Source organism: Salinivibrio sp. SS2 (genome assembly GCF_001722075.1).
In the GTDB taxonomy this organism is placed as follows: domain Bacteria; phylum Pseudomonadota; class Gammaproteobacteria; order Enterobacterales; family Vibrionaceae; genus Salinivibrio; species Salinivibrio proteolyticus.
In genome coordinates this window covers 1-21,462 of the sequence record NZ_MEBP01000067.1, presented here as the reverse complement: position 1 = coordinate 21,462, position 21,462 = coordinate 1, and the positions used below count along the sequence as shown (strand labels likewise).

Here is a 21,462-nt window from a genome sequence, read left to right as displayed (position 1 = left end):
TTGGTGAATGAGTTCAGGGCAAAGGAGATCGGATAGACCATTGAGTTGGTCAGCAGAGAATTGATGTATTCGGTCGAGGGCTTGTCTTAAGAACATAAAAAAATCCGAGTGTGCAGAAACACTCGGATTTTGACACCCTCTCAGGATCGTTCAACCGATCATTTTTTGCTTAACTGATCGGCATTAGGCCAAACGGCCTCCTTTTTTTGTCTGAACTTTAATCGACACTGGTGTCAGCGCGCACAATCCGCTATGTTGGTTATCCCGCGCTTGACCGGACACCACACTTTTGGGACGGAGGCCGTTTCTCAACTTTAGGAGCGTATATGTCCACCGCCACCTTTTATTTGTTGGCGCCACCCGACGGCGCGTCATCTGACGATGGATTGACGCCCGAACAACAAGCGCGCGAACAACAAACGTTAATAGACACCGCGATTCATTTGGCCTTCTATTACTATCAACAGGGACAACGTATTTATCTCGCCGCCCGCGACCAGCAACAGGCCCATCAACTGGATGATGCCTTATGGCAGCGCGACGCAGATACGTTTGTTCCCCATAATTTGGTAGGAGAAGGACCACGAGGTGGTGCACCCGTAGAAATCGGTTGGCCCGGTGTACGTCACTCCGGGCACCGCAGCGTGCTAATCAATTTGGCGACAGAGGCATCAAATTTTGCGCCTTCGTTTGCACAAGTGGTAGACTTCGTCCCTTGCGATGAGACGCTCAAACAGCACGCGCGTCACCGATATAAAGCATACCGACTGGCAGGCCTGCAACTTCAAACCCTTGCCATCGACCAATCGCCCAAACCTTGACGATCTTTCAAGAGCGCTATGGAAAAGACATATAACCCACAATCAATTGAAAAAGCGCTGTACCAGCGCTGGGAAGAGGCGGGCTATTTCCGACCTCATGGTGATACCAGCAAAGATGCCTATAGCATCATGATCCCGCCGCCAAACGTCACTGGCAGCTTGCATATGGGTCACGCGTTCCAAGATACCATTATGGATACCTTGATCCGTGCCGAGCGTATGAAAGGCAAAAACACCTTGTGGCAAGTGGGTACCGACCATGCCGGTATCGCGACACAAATGGTGGTGGAACGTAAGATCGCAGCTGAAGAAGGCAAAACCAAGCACGACTACGGTCGTGACGCGTTTGTCGACAAGATCTGGCAATGGAAAGGCGAATCAGGCGGCACGATCACTCAACAGTTGCGTCGTCTCGGTGCCTCTGTTGATTGGGATCGCGAGCGCTTCACCATGGATGAGGGCTTTTCCAATGCCGTTAAAGAAGTCTTTGTTCGCCTTTACCAAGAAGATCTTATCTATCGTGGTAAGCGTTTGGTGAACTGGGATCCGAAATTGCACACCGCGATTTCCGATCTCGAAGTGGAAAACAAAGATAAGAAAGGCCACATGTGGCATTTCCGTTATCCACTTGCCGATGGCGCGAAAACAGCCGAAGGCAAAGACTACATTGTGGTTGCCACCACCCGTCCGGAGACTATGCTGGGCGATACCGGTGTTGCAGTTAACCCAGAAGATCCGCGCTACAAAGACCTGATTGGTCAGCACGTGTTGCTGCCAGTGGTGAATCGTCGTATCCCTATCGTGGGCGATGAGCACGCCGACATGGAAAAAGGCACCGGCTGTGTAAAAATCACCCCAGCGCACGACTTCAACGACTATGAAGTGGGCCAGCGCCACCAGCTGCCAATGATCAACATTCTCACGCTGAACGCCGATATCCGCAACAGTGCTGAAGTGTTTGATCACAAAGGTCAGCCAAGCAATGCTTACCCAACCGATATTCCTGCCAACTACCAAGGTTTGGAGCGTTTTGCCGCGCGTAAAGCGATCGTGGCCGAATTTGACGCACTGGGTTTATTGGAAGAAATCAAAGATCACGATCTCACTGTCCCATACGGCGATCGTGGCGGCGTCGTCATTGAGCCAATGCTTACCGACCAGTGGTACGTACGTACTGCACCACTGGCAGAGCCTGCCGTAAAAGCGGTAGAAGATGGCGACATTCAATTCGTACCGAAGCAATACGAGAACATGTACTTCGCGTGGATGCGTGACGTACAAGACTGGTGTATTTCTCGTCAGCTTTGGTGGGGTCACCGCATTCCTGCCTGGTACGACGACCAAGGCAATGTCTATGTTGGCCGTGACGAAGACGAAGTCCGTCGTGAAAACCAACTGGCAGACGACGTAACGCTGCGCCAAGACGATGACGTACTGGATACGTGGTTCTCATCGGCACTTTGGACGTTCGGCACCCTAGGCTGGCCAGAGAACACCGATGCGCTGAAAACCTTCCACCCGACCGACGTGTTGGTATCAGGCTTTGACATCATCTTCTTCTGGGTGGCGCGCATGATCATGATGACCATGCACTTCATCAAAGATGAAAATGGTAAGCCACAAGTGCCCTTTAAGACAGTCTATATGACCGGCCTTATCCGCGACGAAAGTGGCGCCAAGATGTCAAAATCTAAGGGTAACGTCCTTGACCCTCTCGACATGATTGACGGCATTGGCATCGATGAGTTGGTGGCAAAGCGCACCGGCAACATGATGCAACCAAAGCTGGCTGAAAAAATTGAGAAAGCGACCCGTAAAACGTTTGAAAACGGCATCGAAGCCCACGGCACCGATGCACTGCGTTTTACCCTCGCAGCGCTGGCCTCTACCGGTCGTGACATCAACTGGGACATGAAGCGCCTTGAAGGTTACCGAAACTTCTGTAACAAACTTTGGAACGCCAGCCGCTATGTGCTGATGAATACCGAAGATCAAGATTGCGGCATGAACGGCGGCGAGATGCAATTCTCACTGGCTGATCAGTGGATTGAATCTCAGTTCCAGCAAGCAGCGAAAGACTTCAACACCCACCTCGACAACTATCGTCTCGATATGGCGGCGGGTGTGTTGTATGAGTTTATTTGGCACCAATTCTGTGACTGGTACTTGGAACTTACCAAGCCTGTCCTGTGGAAAGGCGACGAAGCACAACAACGTGCCACCCGCTATACCCTGATCACGGTATTGGAAAAAACCTTGCGTCTGGCCCATCCAGTGATCCCTTACATCACCGAAGCGATTTGGCAAAGTGTTAAACCGCTGGTTGACGGTGTGGAAGGCGATACCATTATGCAGCAGCCACTGCCGCAATTTGATGCTAGCCGCGTGAACACCCAAGCGTCAGAAGACATTGAGTGGGTGAAGCAGTTTATCGTTAGCATCCGTAACCTACGTGCTGAGTACGATATTGCGCCAAGCCAGCCGCTTGAGGTGATGCTGAAAGCCGCTGATGAACGCGATGCCGCTCGTGCGAACACCAACAGCGCGACCTTGCACGCCCTTGCCAAACTTGGCAGCTTCAAGGTACTGGATGGCAGTGAACCTTTACCAGCCTGTGCCTCTGCCTTGGTCGGTAGCTCAGAAATCTTGATCCCGATGGCGGGTCTAATTGACAAAGATGCCGAACTGGCGCGCTTGGATAAAGAAATCGCCAAAGTAGAAGGCGAGATCAAACGCATCGAAGGGAAGCTCGGCAACGAAAGTTTTGTCTCCAAAGCTCCTGAAGCAGTGGTCGCCAAAGAGCGCGAAAAACTCGATAACTATCGTGTCAGCCTCACCAAACTGGGTGAGCAAAAAACCACGATTGCGGCGCTATAAATCGAGCGTTGACGTCGGACGTTTTACATCGATAGACCTTCGCGATAAACCACGCCATCTGGCGTGGTTTTTTTATTCTCTCCCATCCGCAACTCAGCACGCCGCAGCCAAAACCCGCCACACTTGATAGCTCCGCCCTATCTAAAAGATAGTGAGAACCGTTTTTATTTATAGACACAGACACGACATACTGTCAGTGTTGATTAAACGCGTGTTGCCGCGAAGGAGCTACACCATGAAGAAGACATTAAGCTTTGCTGCTATCCACTTTTCTATCGCCTTTACCGTGGCCTATGTGCTGACGGGCGATATCATCATCGGTAGCTTGATTGCGATGACAGAGCCCACCGTCAATACCGGCGCGTTTTATCTTCATGAAAAGCTCTGGCAACTGAGCCGCCGCGCACGTCCCGTGGTGAAAACCGCCAGCTTTGCGGTGGTGCACTTTAACGTTGCCTTCTTAGTGGGCTATGTGATCAGTGGCGATTGGTTGGTCGGTGGCGCACTGGCACTGGTTGAGCCAAGCATCAACACCCTTGCCTACTTCTTCCACGAAAAGGTATGGCAGCATCGTCATACAGTGAAACCCGCACCGCTGCACTTGGGGCATCATCATTAAAAAAAGCCACGATATATCGTGGCTTTTAAAACAGGATGGATGGCCGACTTATTCGTTGTCGTCGCCGTCTTCGTCTTCACCCGACTCAAAGTACGTGCCCCAGCCGTCGTAATCGATATCGTGTTTTTCAGCAAGCGTCATTAGCTTTTCTACTTGCTCATCAATACGCTCGGCATTGAGTGCCGTTTCCATCACCGCATCAAAGCAGACGATGGTTCCGCCCTCTTCCAGCTCTAGCTCTTCGGCTTCCGCCACTTCAAAGCCCAGTTTAAACGCCTCAACAGCGGCATCTTCTAACTCAGCAAACGTGGCAGCCGATAGGTGATGCTCAATGGTGTAAAGCGCATCCGGATCGCTTCCATCCGCCAGAAGCTCCTCAATAATCAGGCGAGTATCTTCTTGTTGCTCTTGAATCATTTCTGCCAGTGACATGCCGCGACTCCAAATAGTGAATGTGGGGCGCAATATGGCACGGTTTAGCAAAAAATGCCACGTTGATAAAAAGGCAAACTGACCAGAAAGTCGCCAAGTTGATGAATTTTCTGTGACCTTGCTAGTTCGCTGGGATTGTTAGTGAATTGTAACATTGACCTGCTTTCAGAAGGTTGTCATTATTCGACCATCCAAGGAGGACATGAGACACGCCCGTCCCTCGAGCAAGACCTGCACTCCCCGCACCACTGGTGACACACAATGACGTGTGTAAGGCGATGTAGTCTGTCTCATTGCCTGGCCCGTAGAAAGGAAAAAGAGGACCTACCATGAGTGAGTTTTACGTTGGATCAGAAGTTGGGCAACTGAAGCGGGTATTGCTTCACCGCCCTGAACGAGCGTTAAACCACCTGACGCCATCGAACTGCCATGAGCTGTTATTTGATGATGTTCTGGCGGTGGAACGAGCCGGAGAAGAGCATGATATGTTCGCCCGCACCTTAACCAACGAAGGGGTGCAGGTTTATTTGCTTCATGATTTGCTGGTTGAAACCCTCGCCGTGCCAGAAGCAAAACAATGGCTACTCGACACCCAACTCAACCAATACCGCCTCGGCTACCAATTTGCCAACGACGTGCGCGCCTACATGGCCGATATCGATCACAATGCACTCGCCGACATTTTACTCGGCGGATTAAGCTACATTGATTTGCCCGTGCAATCATCCTCAATGATGCAAGCGATGCACGACAAAACCGATTTCGTGATAGAGCCGCTCCCGAACCACCTATTTACCCGAGATACGTCCTGCTGGGTATATGGCGGTGTCTCACTCAATCCAATGGCAAAATCTGCGCGCCAACGTGAAACCAATCACCTGCGCGCCATTTATCGCTGGCATCCCGAATTTGCAGAAAGCCAGTTCATTAATTACCTCGGTGATGAAGTGCGTGATTACGACAACGCCATGATTGAAGGCGGCGATGTATTAGTGATTGGCCGCGGCGCCGTCTTAATTGGCATGTCGGAACGCACCACGCCTCAAGGGGTGGAACAATTGGCGCGAAGCCTGCTGTTTAGTGGTCAAGCCAAAGAAGTGATTGCGGTACAACTGCCGAAAAGCCGCTCGTGTATGCACCTTGATACCGTAATGACCCATATGGATGTGCATACCTTCTCGGTCTACCCCACCGTGATGCGTCCTGATTTGCCATGCTGGCGCTTAACCCGCAAAGGGGAAGACAGCCTGAACGTGGAAGCACAATCTTGCTACCTCACCGCGATTGAAAAAGCGCTGGATGTCGGCCCACTCAATATCATTACCACCGGTGGTGATAGCTACGCGGCCGAGCGTGAGCAATGGAACGACGCCAATAACGTGCTAACCGTACGTCCTGGCGTTGTCATTGGCTACGAAGGCAATACGTACACCAATGAGAAGTATGATAAAGCCGGTATCAAGGTATTATCTGTGCCCGGAGATCAGCTCGGACGAGGTCGCGGCGGCGCGCGCTGCATGAGCTGCCCGCTTGAACGCGACGGTATCTAACCGCCTGTTAGCCGCTGCCTTGTCAGCGGCTTTTTATCCACCATTGGCTCAACCCGCTATATACTCCGCCGCTTTTAGTCTTTACCGGCTACCGTCATGTTTACGCTCAGTGTGCCTTCTCATTTCTGACATTTATTTTTGGCCAGATTTATCACCCAATAACTATTGAATTACTCAGTAATACAGTACGTTATTGTCACCACTTCGCTTTTAACACCCAGACAAAAACCACACTTTTATCATTCCTTTTTTGTATTGAGTGTTTACTCTACTGCCAAAAATTACTAATTTCGCATTAGAGTTTCATGTTTTTTGTGAACTATGTTCACAGCCCTTTTTATTAGAGATAGCGTGTTTGAAGACAAGCATCGCAAGATACAAAGCGTTAGCCTCGCTAACGTCAGTTGGAACACAACAAAAAGGAAATGCGATGAATAAAAAAACACTGATTTCGCTGCTATTTGCCGGTCTTACTCAAGTTCTTGCTCCTGCTTTTGCCGGCAGTGCAGACAACACCGTGGTAGAGATCAAGCGCGATACCGCCAAACAACTGAGCCAACAGTACGAGCTGATTGCGCCGACCTTGCACCGTAGCATTAACAGCTACAGCTTAAGCGCGTCACTCTCATCACTTACCGAGCCCCAAACGCGTAGCGCGCGCAGTAAACGCAGCATTGACTCGCAGCTATACAGCGCCGACCGTGCATTGCGTGAAGCGCAAGGCGTCGAAGAAGTGGCCGACCAATTGCTCGAAGTTCGCTTGGCCGACCCAAGCATGCTCGCACGCTGGCAAGCGGGTCAATCGCCGCTGTTCGCCTTTGAACCTGCTGGCGATGAGCAAACATGGACCCAAATCGAAGCATTTGACATTGAAGGCAATACCCACTGGCTCGACGTCTACCAAATGCCAGACCGTCCTGTCTTAGTGGTCGACACTAATGGCAAAGCCTCACTGAAAGCTGGCCTAGAAGTGATGCGCCGCACCCTCGCAGAGCAAAACCCCGCACCGCGCGTTCGTCGCAGCGCCCCGATGATGGCAGCAGAGCCACAACCCATTCACACCACAGTGCTGAAAACGATTCGTCTTGAAGATGACAAAGAACCTTGGATCTCAGGTGCGGCGGAAGTGTATGCCATTGTGACCGGTGTGAACCCAAGCCGTGACGAACCGACGCTCGACATTGTGGATATGCCTTATTTGGATTACGACAAAACCACCTATCATCCTAATCAGGTAATGATCCACTGGGACCGCTATCGTTGGGGCGCCGCGGACGTAATCTTGATGGAACAAGACGACGGCACCAACTACAAAGAGCTGGCGCTTAAACTCAACGAAATTGCTAGCGATATCATTGCAGCAATCCCCGATCTTGAAGTGCAAGCTTACGGCGTGATCACCAAAATCACCGGTAAGATCATCGAAGCCATCCCCGACGGCTGGCTCACCAACGATGATGACTTTGTGGACGTGTACTACACCCTCCTCAAAGACCGCACCTACCAAGATCACGTCGGTGCTGGCGGCAACGCCACCGCTACTTGGGAGCCTCTGGTTATCGAACCAACTAAATAATCCAGGCTTGGTTTCATTGAGCTAGATAGACAAAACGCAGCCTCAGGGCTGCGTTTTTCGTCGTAACAACAAGCATGGTAGTTGATCGTACTCGTTCACATACTGACTCATTTCCGCGCGCGTTCGTGGGAGTGACTAAGTCAACTCCCTGTTACGATGCTTAACGTTAGCGCGTTTATACGTAGATTATTCGGGTGTGTGATGATGCGATACATTTTCCAGCCGTTCTGCCAACCACATTTTAATGATTGACTGACGTGTTACGCCCACCCGGCTAGCCTCACGATCTAAGGAGGCTAACATCCACTCGGGGAAGTCCACGTTCACCCGTTTCTGGGTTTGTCTTGGACGCTTAGCTTTCGATAGAGCAAGATCATCTACAATGTCATCGTCACTCTCAAACTTGGCATCAAATTCATGCGCTTTCATATAAGCTCACCTCCGCTTTCCGTGAACGCCTGACAGAAATGATCCGAATATTGTTACCACGATATGTGATTACGCCAGACCAATACTTACCGTTTAACATGCCGATCACCACATACCTTGGCTCATCGCTTGTCTTGGCTGGAATTTCAATAAGATAAGGACCGTCCCACAAACCTTGCGCGGTCTGGAAGTCAATTCCATGCTTCGTCGCATTTAACCTGCTTTTGTTCTCATCGAATTCAAATCCACCCATGAGTAAAAATTATACTCTTTTTGCATACTGTGCAACCTACTAGCAAGAGATAACAGCTCAGCCGAGCTCGCTGCTAAACTCGTTCCCACGCTCCCGCGTGGGAATGCATACAGAGTTTGAGCCAAGCCAGAAGCGTTACAAAACTACTGAGCCGCACTTGGCGAATTTGGTTACTCTGATTCTGCTGAACTGATCCCTGTTCTCACACACTCTTACACCGTGGCCAATTTGGGTTGACCACAACACTCATCTTACGTCGCAAGACAAGGTACAACCCCCAAGTGATTAGCGCATCGGTGGTAATGCCTAACCCAAACATGATGGCAATGCGTTCAAGCGTAGGTACAAAGATGCCGATTTGATAAAGCACAAAAGCACAACCGTAAAACAAGGTGTTTACGATAAGTGATTGATACAGCATTAAGTCAGTGCGCCCTATACCGTAAAAGTAACTGTCGATAACATTGTTTAAACTGAAAATGGCATAGAACCCTACCATTAGCCAAACTAGCCGAGTGATTGCTTGTGAATCCTCCACTCCCATGACATTAGCTATAAAGCTGTTCCAAAGCGGCGCACTGAGTATCCAAACCCCAATAATGCCTAGCGTGCTCCAAAGGTAGATATTGACTCGCTCAGATGTTAGCCCGTTATTTGTTGCAGCATCTTGCTTAACCAGCTGCCCTAACGTCAAAACGGGAAGTAGCAACCAGCCCCAAATAAATTGATTGGCAACCCAGTACGTTCCTGCTTGTTGTACTTGGTTAATAAGCTGAAGAATCATGACAATAAAAGCGGTATTACGAACGAGCGATTCAAGCCCTGATTTCCATCCAATTTTTGCCCATTCTTTAAGCCACTGCGATTGATTTCCTCTATAAAAATTGAAGCTCAGCGTGATCTCCGACTTAGATAAATAAATCAGGGCAAACAGCGCGAGAAGACTATTGACCACGATATTACTCAGAGCAATACCATTCACTCCTAACTGGAGAGAATAGCTTAATTGGCTAACAAAGACGCTGTCACAAAGGACGGTCATGAGCGTTTGTACGAGTAGAAGGCCACACAGCGCCTTTCGTTCATTTTTTAGGACGAGAACCAAAGATAAAAACGCATAGAAGCTGGAAAGCAGAATAGCGGCAGATTCCAATCGGATGTATTGGATTGTCTGGGTCAGTAGTTCAGCCTGTTGCTGCATAGCATCAACAAAGCTCGGCGCTAGCCACAATACCATTAAGGTCACCACAAAATAGCAAATCAAGGTAACCCAAAGAGATAGACTGGCTCGGTCGCGAAAAGCTTCGTGACTATGAATAACTCTGCCTAGAATAAATGCTAAAGGGATAAGTAATGCTTCGCTGAGGACTTCATACCCCACATTGAGCCATGCGACTTGTGCAGCAATGCTAAAAGTCCATGGGCTGGGGATGCTGCCCAAAAAATGGATCCGTGTTGTTGAGTAGATTAAGGGTATTAAGCTTGTCAGAATCAGGACTAGCCACAGCTGATAATTGATAGTCTTTATTTGATGATGTTTCAATTTTTAAGCCTTGTTATCTTTACTTGGGATCTCGTTGAGAAAGCGATTCTCCACAGAGAAATGGCGTTGTTGAACAAAAGCACAACTGCGCAATCTAGGTCAGTCTGACAGATTTATTCTCTGTAACTGAAACCTCTGAAAGCGATGTAGCGGCCTGTAGCGTAAAAATTCAGGCCATTTGGATGCATGTCGCAGTGAAAAATTCTTTTAGGAAACAACGCCCAGAGAAATAGCCATTACTTTTAATTAGTTGTTTCTTTCTAAGTGATGTTGACCCACTTTAACGCACACGTCTTTCGTTAAGTACATTGTTTTTCAAACGCTATCCCTTCCTACCTGAAAATCTGTGCTTATATTAACTAGCCATGTTCTCAAGTTGACCGATAGAAGGATAGAGCATGGCAACTCCACGCATTATATCTCTTAAAGAAATGTCAGCCCTTGTCGGGCGCTCCCCTAAAACCATTTGGCGCTGGTGGAGCAAAGAGCAATCGTTCCCTCCCCCTCACCAAAACAACGGACGCACCATTGGCTGGCGCGAAGCTGACTATGAGGCATGGCTTAATGGGGAGTGGCAAAAATGAGCAAGTTTCCTGAACTAAGTAAGGCCAAGCTGGCCGAACTGTGCCTGTTAGAGCTTTTACGCCGTGGCAAAGCTGGCCTACATCCGCTGGACGTGAATATCCGAGATCTCACCCATGCCAACTTGCTGGATGAGGCCGGCAAGTTTTGGAGTATCACGTTGCCAACGGATATGAGCCTTCTCCGCATTCGTCATGGTGTGCGCATCGCCGATCAACCCGCACCGTTTACCAGTGTGCGCGGCTACAAGGCCATGTTTAAACGCTACTGGCTGGCTGATCTCGATGCGGCAAAAAGTGCGATTGGTTTGATTAATAACTGGCGAGCCAAACGGGGAGCTGAACCGTTATCAAAGCGCGATTGCAATGCGCTGCTAGCCGCTTTTCAGTCGGAACCCCAAGCGTTAGATGAGGTAGCGTAATGACGAGTTTAACCAAGCATCCCGTTGATCATGCTGAGCTGGCGGATAAAGCCTTGTGTCAGCTAGAGAGCTTAACTTTCGTACTTAGCACTGCTCATTTTGAGGACATTGATAACCAACATTGTAAGGGGGTTATGTGGGTAATGCAGGAGCTCGCTACAACGGCTAAACGTCACTTGCAGGCTAGCCGAGGCGATATGCCCCTGCGCCGCCGATAGTAGAAAACCATTTAAACCAATGGCTGTCAGTGTTGGCAGCCATGTTTATTGGCAATGACAAAAGCAAGTAACTGCAATCATCTAAACATCTGATTTAACGAGCTTTGAGACGAGATGAGATATGTTTTCAAGGTTTTTTAGGCGCATTTCCACTTTTTTCAAAGCGCTTGGTTACTGAGAATAACTTGGCAGGCCGAAAGCCACGTTGATAGTGGCCACTTACCAAAGTAAAGGAAGCATGTCGGGTTTTATTAATATCTTCCACTCAATATCCACATTACTGATAGAGAAGTAAGTGCAATACACTTTGGTTCGCCGACTTCCGAAGTGTGCGAAGCGACTTTAAAACTGCAAACGCTGATGAAAAGCGAACAGGTGAAGCAATGAAAAGGGGTTCAAGAGTTGGCTTACTCCACTAATACGGGATTTTTCAAAACTAAAGACGGTCGCTGCTGGAAGGTGAATACAGGACCAGACTTGTCGCCGCTCTACACTGACATTCTCCAGCGTTTGATAAACCAGCTGGAAGCGATGGAATCTCACTACGCGCGGGTATTCTGCTTTCGGTTTGATTTGCACCTAACGGCGTACACCGATGATAACGCAACAGTGAGCCGCTTACTCTCGCTAGTGGTAAAAGCCCTAAAGCGATACTACAAAACGCCTAACATTGGCTACCTATGGGTAAGAGAGCATGAAAAGGCCAAACAACAGCATTACCATTGCGTGATTGTTTTAGACGGTTCAAAGGTGAATCACTTCCATACCATTCAAACCACCATTGACGACTACTGGGCTGCTTTTGAAGGTAGCCATGTACAAGGATGCGGTTTTAAAGTACTACCCAGAGGGGACTCTCACGCCAAAGCTGAGATCATCTACTGGCTGTCGTATCTCGCTAAAGTGCGTGGCAAAACCAATGGAAAAGGAAAACGCTATAGGCCCAGCCAAACTAAACGCTACGGCGTCAGTAGGGTTAAAATAAAAGCGAAGAATTGCGCACTTGAAAACAAAAAGAAAAACCGCACACCGATGACATCTTTACGTCGCTAGCCTTTGTGGGACGCGGGTCTTGAGTCAAAAAGTGCGCAAAACACTGCGCAGTTTTGAAAGGGGAAAGTGCGCAGTTGCAGACAAGGAGAGCTCTGCTAACGCCTCTCCACATTCGTTGTGGCTGAGTGCGTGATTAGAATAGCTTACATGTGTATGCGCCGTAACGTTCGCTGATTATTAAAGGTTCGTTCAATAATCTATTGGAGCCACTTCACGATTTGGTCAGAGTTAACCCAACGATGACAACAACCCTATCCATATTTCTGGCCTGTTGCGTAGAATGCTGCGTCATGATCATTTACTGGCGGACAGAAAGGTGGCTTACAAATTAGTGCGATTGACCGAACTTATGGCGTATGAGTTTAGTCAAGTAGAGGGCGATATCAGCTCGCTGAGCGAGCGCGAGGTCAGCAGTATCATCCCTGATGGCGTGAGCTTTTCTCAGTTTAAGGAAAAGCTTGATAGCGGTGAATATGTATTACTGACCGATGCGCCGAAACAATCAGCGATGGTGCATGATAGCGTTAACAAGATATGGTCCGTTGCCCCGAGCACTAACGCAACGCTTTCGCCACAAGCCCAATCGGCTCTTTCTGCTAGAGCGAATCAATCTGGGAATGTTGCAGCGGGAGCAAGTGGTTCGGGTAGCGCGAATGACAGCTCGCAAGCTGCGACAACAAATATCGAAGATACCTATGTCCCTGAGCCAGTAAAGCCTGACCGTTCAGACGTGCCACCAGCCTTGAAATATGAGTACTGCTTTGAGATTGCAGCTTCTGACGACACGTTTCGTAAGGCGGTAGGCTGTACTTTTCAATTAGCGAAAACTGAGCAAGAAGGCATGATTGGCCAGTGGCAAACTAAGCCTACCGAACACGGTACTAAGTACACCGCTTACGCCGCATTTGATGAGCCTAAAAAGCTAGTGGCTAAAATCTCTGCCGACACCATGGGTGTGAGTGTTCCTGATCACGTAGTGATGAAGCCTGAAGGCTCCGCTGTGGTCCGAGAAGCCTTCATTCCGGTGACACCCTCTATTCAGTTAGGTGAACGACTCGGTTTACCCACAGAGGGATATTATTATCACTTCAACCAAAAGCGCCTTGTTCAAGAATATAAGCTGTTAGGCAATGGCAAGTGGCAGTTTTATGCCACGCGTTCTACCCATGAAAAACTCAATCATGACCAAGGCCTTAACAAGCACCAGAGTGCTATCTTGGTTTACTGGAAGTTAGGTGGTAAAAACGTCGAGGACCAACACCTCGTCTATCTCAAAGAAGCAATTACCCGTGAAGAGCTCGATAATTTAGATGATGAATGGCTAGCAGAAAACGGCGTAAAACTATCTATCAGCGATTTACTCGCCGCTCCTAAGCAAACCGTTGCTAATCGAGACGACTCACCGGCAAATGCGGATAGCGATAAAACTGGTGACTCAGCGCAACCATTAACCCATACCGTTAAGTTTGACCCGACTACCCGCCAACGTGAATCATGGCCTGCTATTGCCAAACAATACGGCCTGTCCGCTAAGCAGCTGTTGGAATTAAATCCACACTATCACGCTGAACCGATGTCGTTAGCCGTGGGTGATAGCCTAACGGTTAGTCAGCCGACGGAGAAAAAGCAAACTCAAACCGCTTCTTACGGCTTTCCACCCATATCGCCAGATTGGTTCAATCATCCATTAAATACGTTTTACGACTACAGCGAGCGTTGTTTACTTAATTCCGCTGTTAAAGCAATCAGCGATGAAAAAACAGTCGAAAAAGAGCTTCCAGTCGTCAACGTAAAACGCGAACGGACACTGCGTATTGGGGTTTTCTTTGATGGTACAGGGCAAAATAGCCCTAATGATGAATACAAAGAGACGTACGGCAATAAGTCGCGTACCAATATTGCTCGCCTATTTGAAGCGTATCCAGAACAAGATGGCCAATCAGCTAAAATCTATGTATCTGGGGTAGGCACAGTGGATGATATTCCCATTATCCCCGGAGAGCCTAACCCAACCATTGATGCGGGTGGTGATGAAAAGCTCTTCCCTGGACAAGCTTTTGGCGTGTTTGATGACACTGGTGGATTGTGGAAGTGGCAAACACTGTTAAAGCGTTTATCGGAAATAATCATACCTCTTAAGAAAGTAGGCGAATACTCTGAAATCGACCACGTTCAATTTGATGTATTTGGGTTCAGCCGCGGTGCCGCACTGGCAAGGCATTTTGTCAATGCACTAGAGGCCGGTTTTCCTGACTATAGCAATCCCGAAAGAAGCAAAAACCCGAGCGAGATTTATCCAAACTTGCTGGGCAATGAGAGCTATAAGCGGTTTGATTCCCTATCCGATGAGTTTTATGCGACAGATACTCAACGCCGTATTTCTGTTCGCTTTGTGGGTCTTTTTGATACCGTGGGCTCATTTTATTGGCCCGGTAACAATGACGAAGGGGAATATAAACTTGGCCTCAAACCAAATGCAGCAGAAAAAGTGTTCCAGATTTGCGCACAGCATGAATACCGTGAAAACTTTCCATTAACCTCGTTAGGGAAAGACCAGACCGAAGCAGTTGCCTTCAGTGACGGTATTTTCTGTCAAGAAGTATTCCCCGGCTGTCACACCGATATTGGCGGTGGCTACCCATCTAAAAACCAATATGGCAGGACAGACCTACCTGCGCGCCTCAACCAACCTGTAGACTCAACATACCACAGACAGCTCATCCACAAGGCTTCGTTTTATGACAAGTATCAATCTGATATCCAAAAATTCAAATCAGCCCAAGAGCTTGCCGCCTATGCTCAACAAAAGCTTGCGCAAGAGAATCTAGTTTGGCAACAACAAACGCGAGAAGAGCACAACATTCATGGTGAAGTTAAACTCGCCAATGACGCACTACACTACTACCATTTTGTTCCAACCAGCAATGCACTGGCAGGGCTCAGTTTTGAGCGGATGAAACAGCAAGCTGAAAAACAGGGTGTTATCTGGGATACGGATGCTTTAAACAAGCTAAACTCTGAGCCCTTCGATGAGCATGATGACTCATTTATAACGCGTATGTGGTCGTCTATGAAAAAACTTCCATCAGGCTCCATTCACAATCAGTGGAAAAAAGATGAAGTAGTTTTATCTCGAGAATATATTCATCGCCCCCATGATGCACTTATAAATCCCGGTTACGAAAGTGCAATCGAGAGGTTCGTTAACGCATTGAGCATCGACAGTAATAACCAACCCAAACGTCAGGTATTTAGCAATGACTAAGTGGAAAGCATTTTTACCACTGCTCTTATCAGTGGCTGTTTTAGGTTGCAAGCCCGAACCTTACACCGTTGAGGCTGGCTTTACTAATGGCAGTACTACCGGTCGGCATATCGTGTCCAAAATGACGATTACAACACTATCTGGAGGCCGAGCAAACTTCGCTATGGGTTCTGTCGGTGGTTATCCAGGAGCCCACTCAGGCGGAGGAAGAATAGATGCCCCTGCTTACATCGAAGGTGAGTGGGCAAAAGGTAACCCAGAGCCGAGTAGCGGTTTAATCTCCTATCACCGCATATCTGCTCCCATTCCAGCTAATGCCGAAGCCAAAATGAAAGTAATGGATAATTATTACCAAAATCTCGATCGTGACTATGGCTCAATACAAGTCATTGTCGATGGTCCAAGAGTTAGAGTTTTTTATACTAAAAATTGCTTTGGTATTGTTACTGACTGTACCCCAAAGAAAGGCGCCGACCCTAATGGCTGGGTTAATAAATCACCACGCGATTTGACTGATGTAGTTGTGCTCTTTGATGGCAAAGGCGAGTCTTCTTCGACACCTTTTCCTTCAGCTGACGCTGCGACATCACAACAACTGGAAAAGGCAAACTCTCCGGAATAGATCTAGATGTCAATTGATGCCAACCCAAGAGCCAGGTATTTGGCAGTGATTAAATTGAAAGCCTTTTTATCACTACTCTTATCGTTAGCGATTTTTGGCTGTGAGCCTGAGCCTTATACGGCTGAGGTCGGATTTACTAATGGCAGCACCTCCGGAGAACATGGTGTAAAAAAAATGGTAATCACCACCCAATCAGGCGGAAAGGCTAATTTTGCAATGGGGGCCGTCAGTGGCTATCCAGGAGCTCATTCGTCTGGTGGACGCATGGATGCACCCGCTTACATTGAGGGGTACTGGGCTAAAGGATGGGAATACCCTTTCGTGTCATATCACCGCATATCTGCACCCATTCCAAATGATGCCGAAGACAAAATGAAAACAATGGATAATTATTACCAAAATTTCGACCGTGACTATGGTTCAATACAAGTCATTGTTGATGGTCCAAGAGTTAGGGTTTTTTATACTAAAAACTGTTTAGACAAACTGGCTGATTGCACACCAAAGAAAGGCGCCGACCCTAATGGCTGGGTTAAGAAATCACCACGCGATTTGACGGACGTCGTGGTTCTCTTTGATGGCAAAGGCGAATCTTCTTCAACACCTTTCCCAAACACCTTTTTTGCCGATTTGGAAAAGCGTAAAAAAGCGAGTGTGTCTGACTAGCTGACTAAAGGAGATGTGACACAAGCCCCTGAACTATGCTGGTTATGTGCACATTGCCAATCGGAGCCTGTCACGTTCAATCCCAATCTTAACGTCGATGGCGGATGGTGCTATCCATGGAGGGCCCTCCTACCACTCAATCTTGAACAAACATCATAGATTTTTCAGTGACTAATATAGAGAACGGCATTCCAAGCAGTGTCGAATAGTACATAAACAAAGAGAGGTTCAATGACTTTAGTGTTGGCTCTATTTTTTAGGGAGAGGAAGCTGGGATGTTAGACATGAAACAATGTGTGGGTGTGTTTTTTTTGGTGTGGATGTTCGTCTATTTTTACCACCTTATCATTTACTCTTTAGGCGATAAGAAGCACGTTAACAATTTAGTTGATAACTTAGCTAAAAACCCAGAAAAATTTAAGAAAAAAAATAACATTGCTATGGTTAGCATAGGCGCCGGTGGTGTATTCTCATACTTCTGTCTAGTTTATCCATTTGTTAGACATAGGCGAAGAAACAAAAAATTCCTTAACGATATGTTCATGACGTTGAATTGGTTATTTTTTATGGCTGGTATTTATATTTATTTTTTCGCAGCAGTATAACTAGCAAGAGGAGGTTTATGGTTATGTGTCTCCGATTCATCACAGGGCCACATAATCGTCGATACGTACTTAGAAGTGCCTATTAAGACCTCTAATCAGATGGCCAAACTCACCGATGCCACTACACGCGCTAAAAAAGTGTCAGATGCGGTGCCTACCTATGCGCATTCGAGCTATTTACTTAATAAATCAACGAGTTTTTTCAACACCAAAAAAAAGTGTCGGCTTCGCGATACTTATTATTATTTTTATGCAATATGCTGATATCTATTTAATGAGCTCAGAAAAATCAGAGGCGTATCCATAGATGAAATATGAACCATCATTAATTTTATACGGGATATTATATTTTCTCAGAACTTCAATAAATTGCTCTTCCACGCTTTCTATTTTTCCCTTAACAAGGCGACCTTGTGATATTAAACGCCTTGGTCTCACCTCAATCCACTCAATTGAATAGAATGGGTGTATCCCTTCAAAATAATCACCTAGATACTCTACATCCTCAGTAAATGGTTTGTAATCCTCTTCAAGAATATCCTTTCGATCATATGCCGGAGGGAAAGGCAGTTCATCATACATAGCGTCACAAAATTCACGCCATTTAGTTTTATTCATTACAGAAGAAAGTCGTCTTTTCTCAACTTCTTCTCGAACTCGGATTTTATGTTTTTCTTCTACGTTCATTAAGAGTCAACCTTAAGCTGCATAACGCCTCAATCTAGCGAACCCCCTCATAAATATCTTTTGAAACAATGAGGTAGACACACATCGCTCCCACTGATCTAATGAATTTCGCCAAAAACACACTCGATACAGACAGATTCAATAGCGATGCTAACGATGCGTGATGATCAAATCCTACTACAAACACTGTCAAAACAGTGCCCCAAAATTCACAAAAAACGGCTTATTTCTCTTACTCTTGCTACTAAAACCTTGCTCGACGGCGCTGATTTAACCCTCACCAAGCTTGGGCGCGCACTTGAGACACAAACCTCAGTTAAACATGCGATTAAACGTATCGACCGCCTATTAGGCAATACGCTGTTACATCAAGAGAAAAATCTCATTTATCGCTGGCATGCGCATCTGATTACGCGCGCCAATTCTTGTCCCGTCATCTTGGTTGATTGGTCGGATGTGCGTGAGCAATTGCGCTATATGACACTGCGTGCTTCTATCGCCGTGGATGGGCGTGCCGTCACTTTGTATGAGCAAGCCTTTGAATATGGCGACTATAACTCGCCTCGCACCCATCAACGCTTTCTCGATACGCTCCAAGGGATATTGCCTGACGGTTGCCACCCAATCTTGGTCACCGATGCTGGCTTTAGAAATACTTGGTTCCGACAAGTGGCACAAAAAGGCTGGTTCTGGTTAGGCCGCGTACGTGGCGAGGTCTCGATTAAAACCCATCAGCACCCGTGGCAATCCAATAAGCAGTTTTACCCTGACGCATCAGCTAAACCTCACACTCTTGGGCCCTGTTTATTAGCGAAGCGTTCGCCTCTTCATTGCTTTGCGTATCTCTACAAAGGTGCCCCCCAAAGGACGCAAAGTGCATCGTCATAGCCGCACCTGCCAGCGTCATTCCGCCAACGCGCTTTATCAAAAAGGGAGCAGTGAACCTTGGTTGCTCGTAACGAATATCCCCACGCATGCAATGAATGCGGTCCAAATCACGCGGCTTTATGCCAAGCGTATGCAGATAGAAGAAGCCTTTAGAGACTTAAAAAGCACCGCCTACGGCATGGCACTTCGACACAACCGGACGCGCTGTGTAAAACGGCTCAATATCTTGCTACTCATTGCCCTGCTTGCCGATATCTTAATGTGGTGGAATGGCTTAGTGGCGACCCAAGCAGGTTGGCCTTATCACTTTCAAGCCAACACCATCAAGCATCGTCGCGTGCTCTCGATACCTCGTCTTGGTCGCGAGGTCAGAAACCATCGGCGATACCTGATTAAGCTAACCCAATATCAGTGGGCCATCAGGGAATATCAACGGCTAACGCATACGATGGGGCTCGGTCAATTATGAGGGGATCCGCCAGCGCCAAGGTAACGGACCGCTTTGGAGCAGAGCCGAAGGCGGCGCGGAAAAGCGGTCCCGTTGACCACCTAGTTATGCATTTTCTTCCTCAAGATCGGCCAAGTCTTCTTCAGTAACCCAATCTGCAGTTTCGGGCAAAACCTCTTGGACAACCATTCAAAAATATCTTTGTATACAGCCTTGACAGGGAAGCCCTCTACTTCTCTTTTACCTGCCCAAGTTAAATGGACGGATACCACCTCTCTTTGTATTTCCCCATTCACAACCTTGAATCCGGCAACATCGTCGAAGTCTTGTCGCCTAGCGAAAGGGTAAAAATCCTCTCCAGTTTCTTTTTGATATTCCGCTCTCAAGCCTTCTTGGCCGGGATTTTCGATGAACCACCACGGAAGAAAGCCTTCAAATCGATGAGCTTTTAGCCAACGATATTCGATTGGTAATTCCATAGGTTTAATTCTTATTTGATACATGACGCTTGTAGTTGCGTCGGGTACAGATCGCAACATAGTACACGTCCGATAACATGCACTTGTTAGGCCGCGTTGCGCCATATGCCTCGAATTTAGTTTGCTGCATTAAATAGATATTTTCTGACGTTCTCGACATAACCACGTTGCAACCACTCATCACTTCCGGAGTGCAATTCGTCGCCAGAAATTTGTCCCGTGCAGCCGTTTTTTATGAGTGAGGCTACTCTACTTTGTGTACGCTTTAATGTAAGCATAGTCAGAGTTGCTGCTGCCTTTAAATAGAGAAACTGATATTAGCCCTTGCAATGGCTCCCAGCGTTTTGTAAATGAATTACTGAAAGATGGAATTTGTTTCTTGAAACCTAGTAATTGTATTGCTTCATCAGAAAATGGCTTGTCATCAATACCTTCAACCGTTATCCAATCCGCTTTCCCTTTGATAAATACAATTTCAGCTTCTGCTTTTTTAAATTGGCACTTCTCGCCATATTTTGATGAGCCACAAGATGTTGGCTCCCCGATGATTTTAGCCACATCAGCCTTGCTTTTCCCTACTAATGCAGGGACATCAATAACAACCTCCCCAGCTTGTACTACTCCAGAAAGAAGAAGACATATAGTTATCAATATTTTATTTCTCATAGTGAGTATTTCTCCATTGGTAACTCATAACGCTTCACACCACCGGCAACAAAAAGTATAGCGATGAGAAACGAGGAGCAGCGCTTTTTGTTGTCCGAGTGTATATGATTGTTAGCAGCAATTAATTTTTTCATTTAAGTTTTTTGTATTTCAAGAAAATTCCATTATTGCCGCCAGCTTGTAGATTTCCTTTCTTATCAAGCACAAAGTACTCCCCATGGGAGTTGCCACCCTTTTCCACGAGCTTTGAACCAACAGTCGATTGGGATTCAGTCATTTCCTCGGTGGAACCACTGCCATCCTTATATTTCGATTCCAAATACAGTTTGTTGTTTTCGCGATATATTGTTACCGTTGTGCCCACGTATGGCCTATCATCCATCCAAATGCCTACCACATCACGAGGTGTGCTTTTTGCAGCACGCACCATCTTCTCTTCTTCCTCAGCAGTAAGCCCAAGGATTTTCACTTCTAATTCGGGATCGAAATGCGTTTTTGCCCAGGCACCTGAACCAACCCGCGGATTCAACTGCGAAGTGCAACACTCTCGTCTGCAGCCTGACATAACTTGTTAAAGATAACGCTAGGCTGCCTAAAACCAAGACATTTTCTTGGTCGAGCATTCAAGCGGGCCACAGCTTGCATCACCTCTTCTTCTGTGATTTCACGCAGGTCAGTGCCCTTGGGAATATACTGCCTGAGCAGCCCGTTACTGTTTTCGTTTCACCCTCGCTCCCCTGACGAACAAGGAGGCACCACTTA

At 47.4% G+C, this 21,462-nt stretch carries 20 protein-coding genes and 2 pseudogenes; 13 read left to right on the top strand and 9 right to left on the bottom strand.

What is annotated here, in order from left to right:
- Positions 1-326 precede the first annotated feature (326 nt).
- From BGK46_RS06995 to BGK46_RS06985, 3 genes are all read left to right on the top strand, one after another.
- Complete coding sequence (locus BGK46_RS06995; protein ID WP_069587990.1) at positions 327-821, top strand: DNA polymerase III subunit chi; 495 nt, start codon at positions 327-329, stop codon at positions 819-821.
- 18 nt (positions 822-839) lie between these two features.
- Positions 840-3,698, top strand: a complete 2,859-nt coding sequence (locus BGK46_RS06990) for a valine--tRNA ligase (RefSeq protein ID WP_069587988.1) — start codon at positions 840-842, stop codon at positions 3,696-3,698.
- Positions 3,699-3,933: 235 nt separating this feature from the next.
- Positions 3,934-4,317, top strand: coding sequence for a DUF2061 domain-containing protein (locus BGK46_RS06985; RefSeq protein WP_069587986.1), 384 nt, complete (start codon positions 3,934-3,936; stop codon positions 4,315-4,317).
- A gap of 48 nt (positions 4,318-4,365) precedes the next feature.
- Here the strand turns inward: BGK46_RS06985 and rraB are convergent, their stop codons facing one another.
- Positions 4,366-4,749 (bottom strand): ribonuclease E inhibitor RraB, encoded by a 384-nt coding sequence (gene rraB / locus BGK46_RS06980; RefSeq protein WP_069587984.1) that lies wholly within the window; start codon positions 4,747-4,749, stop codon positions 4,366-4,368.
- Positions 4,750-5,078: 329 nt separating this feature from the next.
- Here rraB and arcA point away from each other — a divergent pair, with 329 nt between their 5' ends.
- Together arcA and BGK46_RS06970 are read left to right on the top strand one after the other, a co-directional pair.
- Complete coding sequence (gene arcA / locus BGK46_RS06975; RefSeq protein WP_069587982.1) at positions 5,079-6,299, top strand: arginine deiminase; 1,221 nt, start codon at positions 5,079-5,081, stop codon at positions 6,297-6,299.
- A 430-nt stretch (positions 6,300-6,729) separates the two neighbouring features.
- Complete coding sequence (locus tag BGK46_RS06970; RefSeq protein ID WP_069587980.1) at positions 6,730-7,875, top strand: DUF3103 family protein; 1,146 nt, start codon at positions 6,730-6,732, stop codon at positions 7,873-7,875.
- Between the two features lie 186 nt (positions 7,876-8,061).
- On the opposite strand, the gene brnA is transcribed toward BGK46_RS06970, so the two are convergent.
- From brnA to BGK46_RS06955, 3 genes are all read right to left on the bottom strand, one after another.
- Positions 8,062-8,304, bottom strand: coding sequence for a type II toxin-antitoxin system BrnA family antitoxin (gene brnA, locus BGK46_RS06965; protein WP_069587979.1), 243 nt, complete (start codon positions 8,302-8,304; stop codon positions 8,062-8,064).
- A complete protein-coding gene (locus tag BGK46_RS06960) occupies positions 8,291-8,557 on the bottom strand; it encodes a BrnT family toxin (RefSeq protein WP_069587977.1) in 267 nt (88 codons plus the stop codon). The genes brnA and BGK46_RS06960 overlap by 14 nt, the downstream gene beginning before the upstream one ends.
- 202 nt (positions 8,558-8,759) lie before the next feature.
- Positions 8,760-10,100: an MATE family Na+-driven efflux transporter gene (locus BGK46_RS06955; protein WP_069587975.1), complete on the bottom strand. Its 1,341-nt coding sequence runs from the start codon at positions 10,098-10,100 to the stop codon at positions 8,760-8,762.
- Between the two features lie 398 nt (positions 10,101-10,498).
- Between BGK46_RS06955 and BGK46_RS06950 the strand changes: the two genes are divergently transcribed.
- The 7 genes from BGK46_RS06950 to BGK46_RS06920 all read left to right on the top strand — a co-directional run bounded on the left by BGK46_RS06950 (position 10,499) and on the right by BGK46_RS06920 (position 16,927).
- The gene (locus BGK46_RS06950; protein WP_069587973.1) at positions 10,499-10,684 is read left to right on the top strand and encodes a helix-turn-helix transcriptional regulator; all 186 of its coding nucleotides are present in this window, start codon (positions 10,499-10,501) and stop codon (positions 10,682-10,684) included.
- Positions 10,681-11,103 (top strand): hypothetical protein, encoded by a 423-nt coding sequence (locus tag BGK46_RS06945; protein ID WP_069587971.1) that lies wholly within the window; start codon positions 10,681-10,683, stop codon positions 11,101-11,103. Before BGK46_RS06950 ends, BGK46_RS06945 begins: the two co-directional genes overlap by 4 nt.
- Positions 11,103-11,321, top strand: a complete 219-nt coding sequence (locus BGK46_RS06940; protein ID WP_069587969.1) for a hypothetical protein — start codon at positions 11,103-11,105, stop codon at positions 11,319-11,321. Before BGK46_RS06945 ends, BGK46_RS06940 begins: the two co-directional genes overlap by 1 nt.
- Positions 11,322-11,798: 477 nt before the next feature.
- Positions 11,799-12,374 (top strand): YagK/YfjJ domain-containing protein, encoded by a 576-nt coding sequence (locus tag BGK46_RS06935; protein ID WP_139130749.1) that lies wholly within the window; start codon positions 11,799-11,801, stop codon positions 12,372-12,374.
- Between the two features lie 280 nt (positions 12,375-12,654).
- Positions 12,655-15,639 (top strand): phospholipase effector Tle1 domain-containing protein, encoded by a 2,985-nt coding sequence (locus BGK46_RS06930; RefSeq protein ID WP_084781310.1) that lies wholly within the window; start codon positions 12,655-12,657, stop codon positions 15,637-15,639.
- Entirely contained in the window at positions 15,632-16,261 is a 630-nt protein-coding gene (locus BGK46_RS06925; RefSeq protein ID WP_069587964.1) for a hypothetical protein, read from the top strand. Before BGK46_RS06930 ends, BGK46_RS06925 begins: the two co-directional genes overlap by 8 nt.
- Before the next feature lie 6 nt (positions 16,262-16,267).
- Entirely contained in the window at positions 16,268-16,927 is a 660-nt protein-coding gene (locus BGK46_RS06920; protein WP_217492725.1) for a hypothetical protein, read from the top strand.
- 872 nt (positions 16,928-17,799) lie between these two features.
- Here BGK46_RS06920 and BGK46_RS06910 read toward each other — a convergent pair.
- A complete protein-coding gene (locus tag BGK46_RS06910; protein WP_069587960.1) occupies positions 17,800-18,219 on the bottom strand; it encodes a DUF6678 family protein in 420 nt (139 codons plus the stop codon).
- A gap of 156 nt (positions 18,220-18,375) precedes the next feature.
- Here BGK46_RS06910 and BGK46_RS06905 point away from each other — a divergent pair.
- A pseudogene (locus BGK46_RS06905) lies at positions 18,376-19,576 on the top strand (IS4 family transposase).
- 80 nt (positions 19,577-19,656) lie between these two features.
- On the opposite strand, the gene BGK46_RS06900 reads toward BGK46_RS06905, so the two are convergent.
- The 4 genes and pseudogenes from BGK46_RS06900 to BGK46_RS17870 all read right to left on the bottom strand — a co-directional run.
- Entirely contained in the window at positions 19,657-20,034 is a 378-nt protein-coding gene (locus BGK46_RS06900; RefSeq protein WP_069587958.1) for a hypothetical protein, read from the bottom strand.
- Positions 20,035-20,283: 249 nt separating this feature from the next.
- On the bottom strand, positions 20,284-20,700 hold the full coding sequence (locus tag BGK46_RS06895; protein WP_069587956.1) for a hypothetical protein: 417 nt from the start codon (positions 20,698-20,700) through the stop codon (positions 20,284-20,286).
- A 130-nt stretch (positions 20,701-20,830) separates the two neighbouring features.
- Positions 20,831-21,229 carry a hypothetical protein gene (locus BGK46_RS06890; RefSeq protein ID WP_139130748.1) on the bottom strand — a complete coding sequence of 133 codons (399 nt, stop codon included), beginning with the start codon at positions 21,227-21,229 and terminating at the stop codon, positions 20,831-20,833.
- Positions 21,226-21,450 (bottom strand): annotated as a pseudogene (locus BGK46_RS17870) (transposase); the annotation flags it as partial. The gene BGK46_RS06890 and the pseudogene BGK46_RS17870, both read right to left, overlap by 4 nt.
- Between the last annotated feature and the right edge of the window lie 12 nt (positions 21,451-21,462).

Coding starts and splice junctions, on each gene's coding strand:
- BGK46_RS06945 (WP_069587971.1), top strand. CDS start 10,681: ATGAGCAAGTTTCCTGAACTAAGTAAGGCCAAGCTGGCCGAACTGTGC.
- BGK46_RS06985 (WP_069587986.1), top strand. CDS start 3,934: ATGAAGAAGACATTAAGCTTTGCTGCTATCCACTTTTCTATCGCCTTT.
- BGK46_RS06930 (WP_084781310.1), top strand. CDS start 12,655: ATGCTGCGTCATGATCATTTACTGGCGGACAGAAAGGTGGCTTACAAA.
- BGK46_RS06925 (WP_069587964.1), top strand. CDS start 15,632: ATGACTAAGTGGAAAGCATTTTTACCACTGCTCTTATCAGTGGCTGTT.
- BGK46_RS06950 (WP_069587973.1), top strand. CDS start 10,499: ATGGCAACTCCACGCATTATATCTCTTAAAGAAATGTCAGCCCTTGTC.
- BGK46_RS06970 (WP_069587980.1), top strand. CDS start 6,730: ATGAATAAAAAAACACTGATTTCGCTGCTATTTGCCGGTCTTACTCAA.
- brnA (WP_069587979.1), bottom strand. CDS start 8,304: ATGAAAGCGCATGAATTTGATGCCAAGTTTGAGAGTGACGATGACATT.
- BGK46_RS06990 (WP_069587988.1), top strand. CDS start 840: ATGGAAAAGACATATAACCCACAATCAATTGAAAAAGCGCTGTACCAG.
- BGK46_RS06920 (WP_217492725.1), top strand. CDS start 16,268: ATGTCAATTGATGCCAACCCAAGAGCCAGGTATTTGGCAGTGATTAAA.
- BGK46_RS06995 (WP_069587990.1), top strand. CDS start 327: ATGTCCACCGCCACCTTTTATTTGTTGGCGCCACCCGACGGCGCGTCA.
- BGK46_RS06960 (WP_069587977.1), bottom strand. CDS start 8,557: ATGGGTGGATTTGAATTCGATGAGAACAAAAGCAGGTTAAATGCGACG.
- BGK46_RS06895 (WP_069587956.1), bottom strand. CDS start 20,700: ATGAGAAATAAAATATTGATAACTATATGTCTTCTTCTTTCTGGAGTA.
- arcA (WP_069587982.1), top strand. CDS start 5,079: ATGAGTGAGTTTTACGTTGGATCAGAAGTTGGGCAACTGAAGCGGGTA.
- BGK46_RS06940 (WP_069587969.1), top strand. CDS start 11,103: ATGACGAGTTTAACCAAGCATCCCGTTGATCATGCTGAGCTGGCGGAT.
- BGK46_RS06910 (WP_069587960.1), bottom strand. CDS start 18,219: ATGAACGTAGAAGAAAAACATAAAATCCGAGTTCGAGAAGAAGTTGAG.
- BGK46_RS06900 (WP_069587958.1), bottom strand. CDS start 20,034: ATGGAATTACCAATCGAATATCGTTGGCTAAAAGCTCATCGATTTGAA.
- rraB (WP_069587984.1), bottom strand. CDS start 4,749: ATGTCACTGGCAGAAATGATTCAAGAGCAACAAGAAGATACTCGCCTG.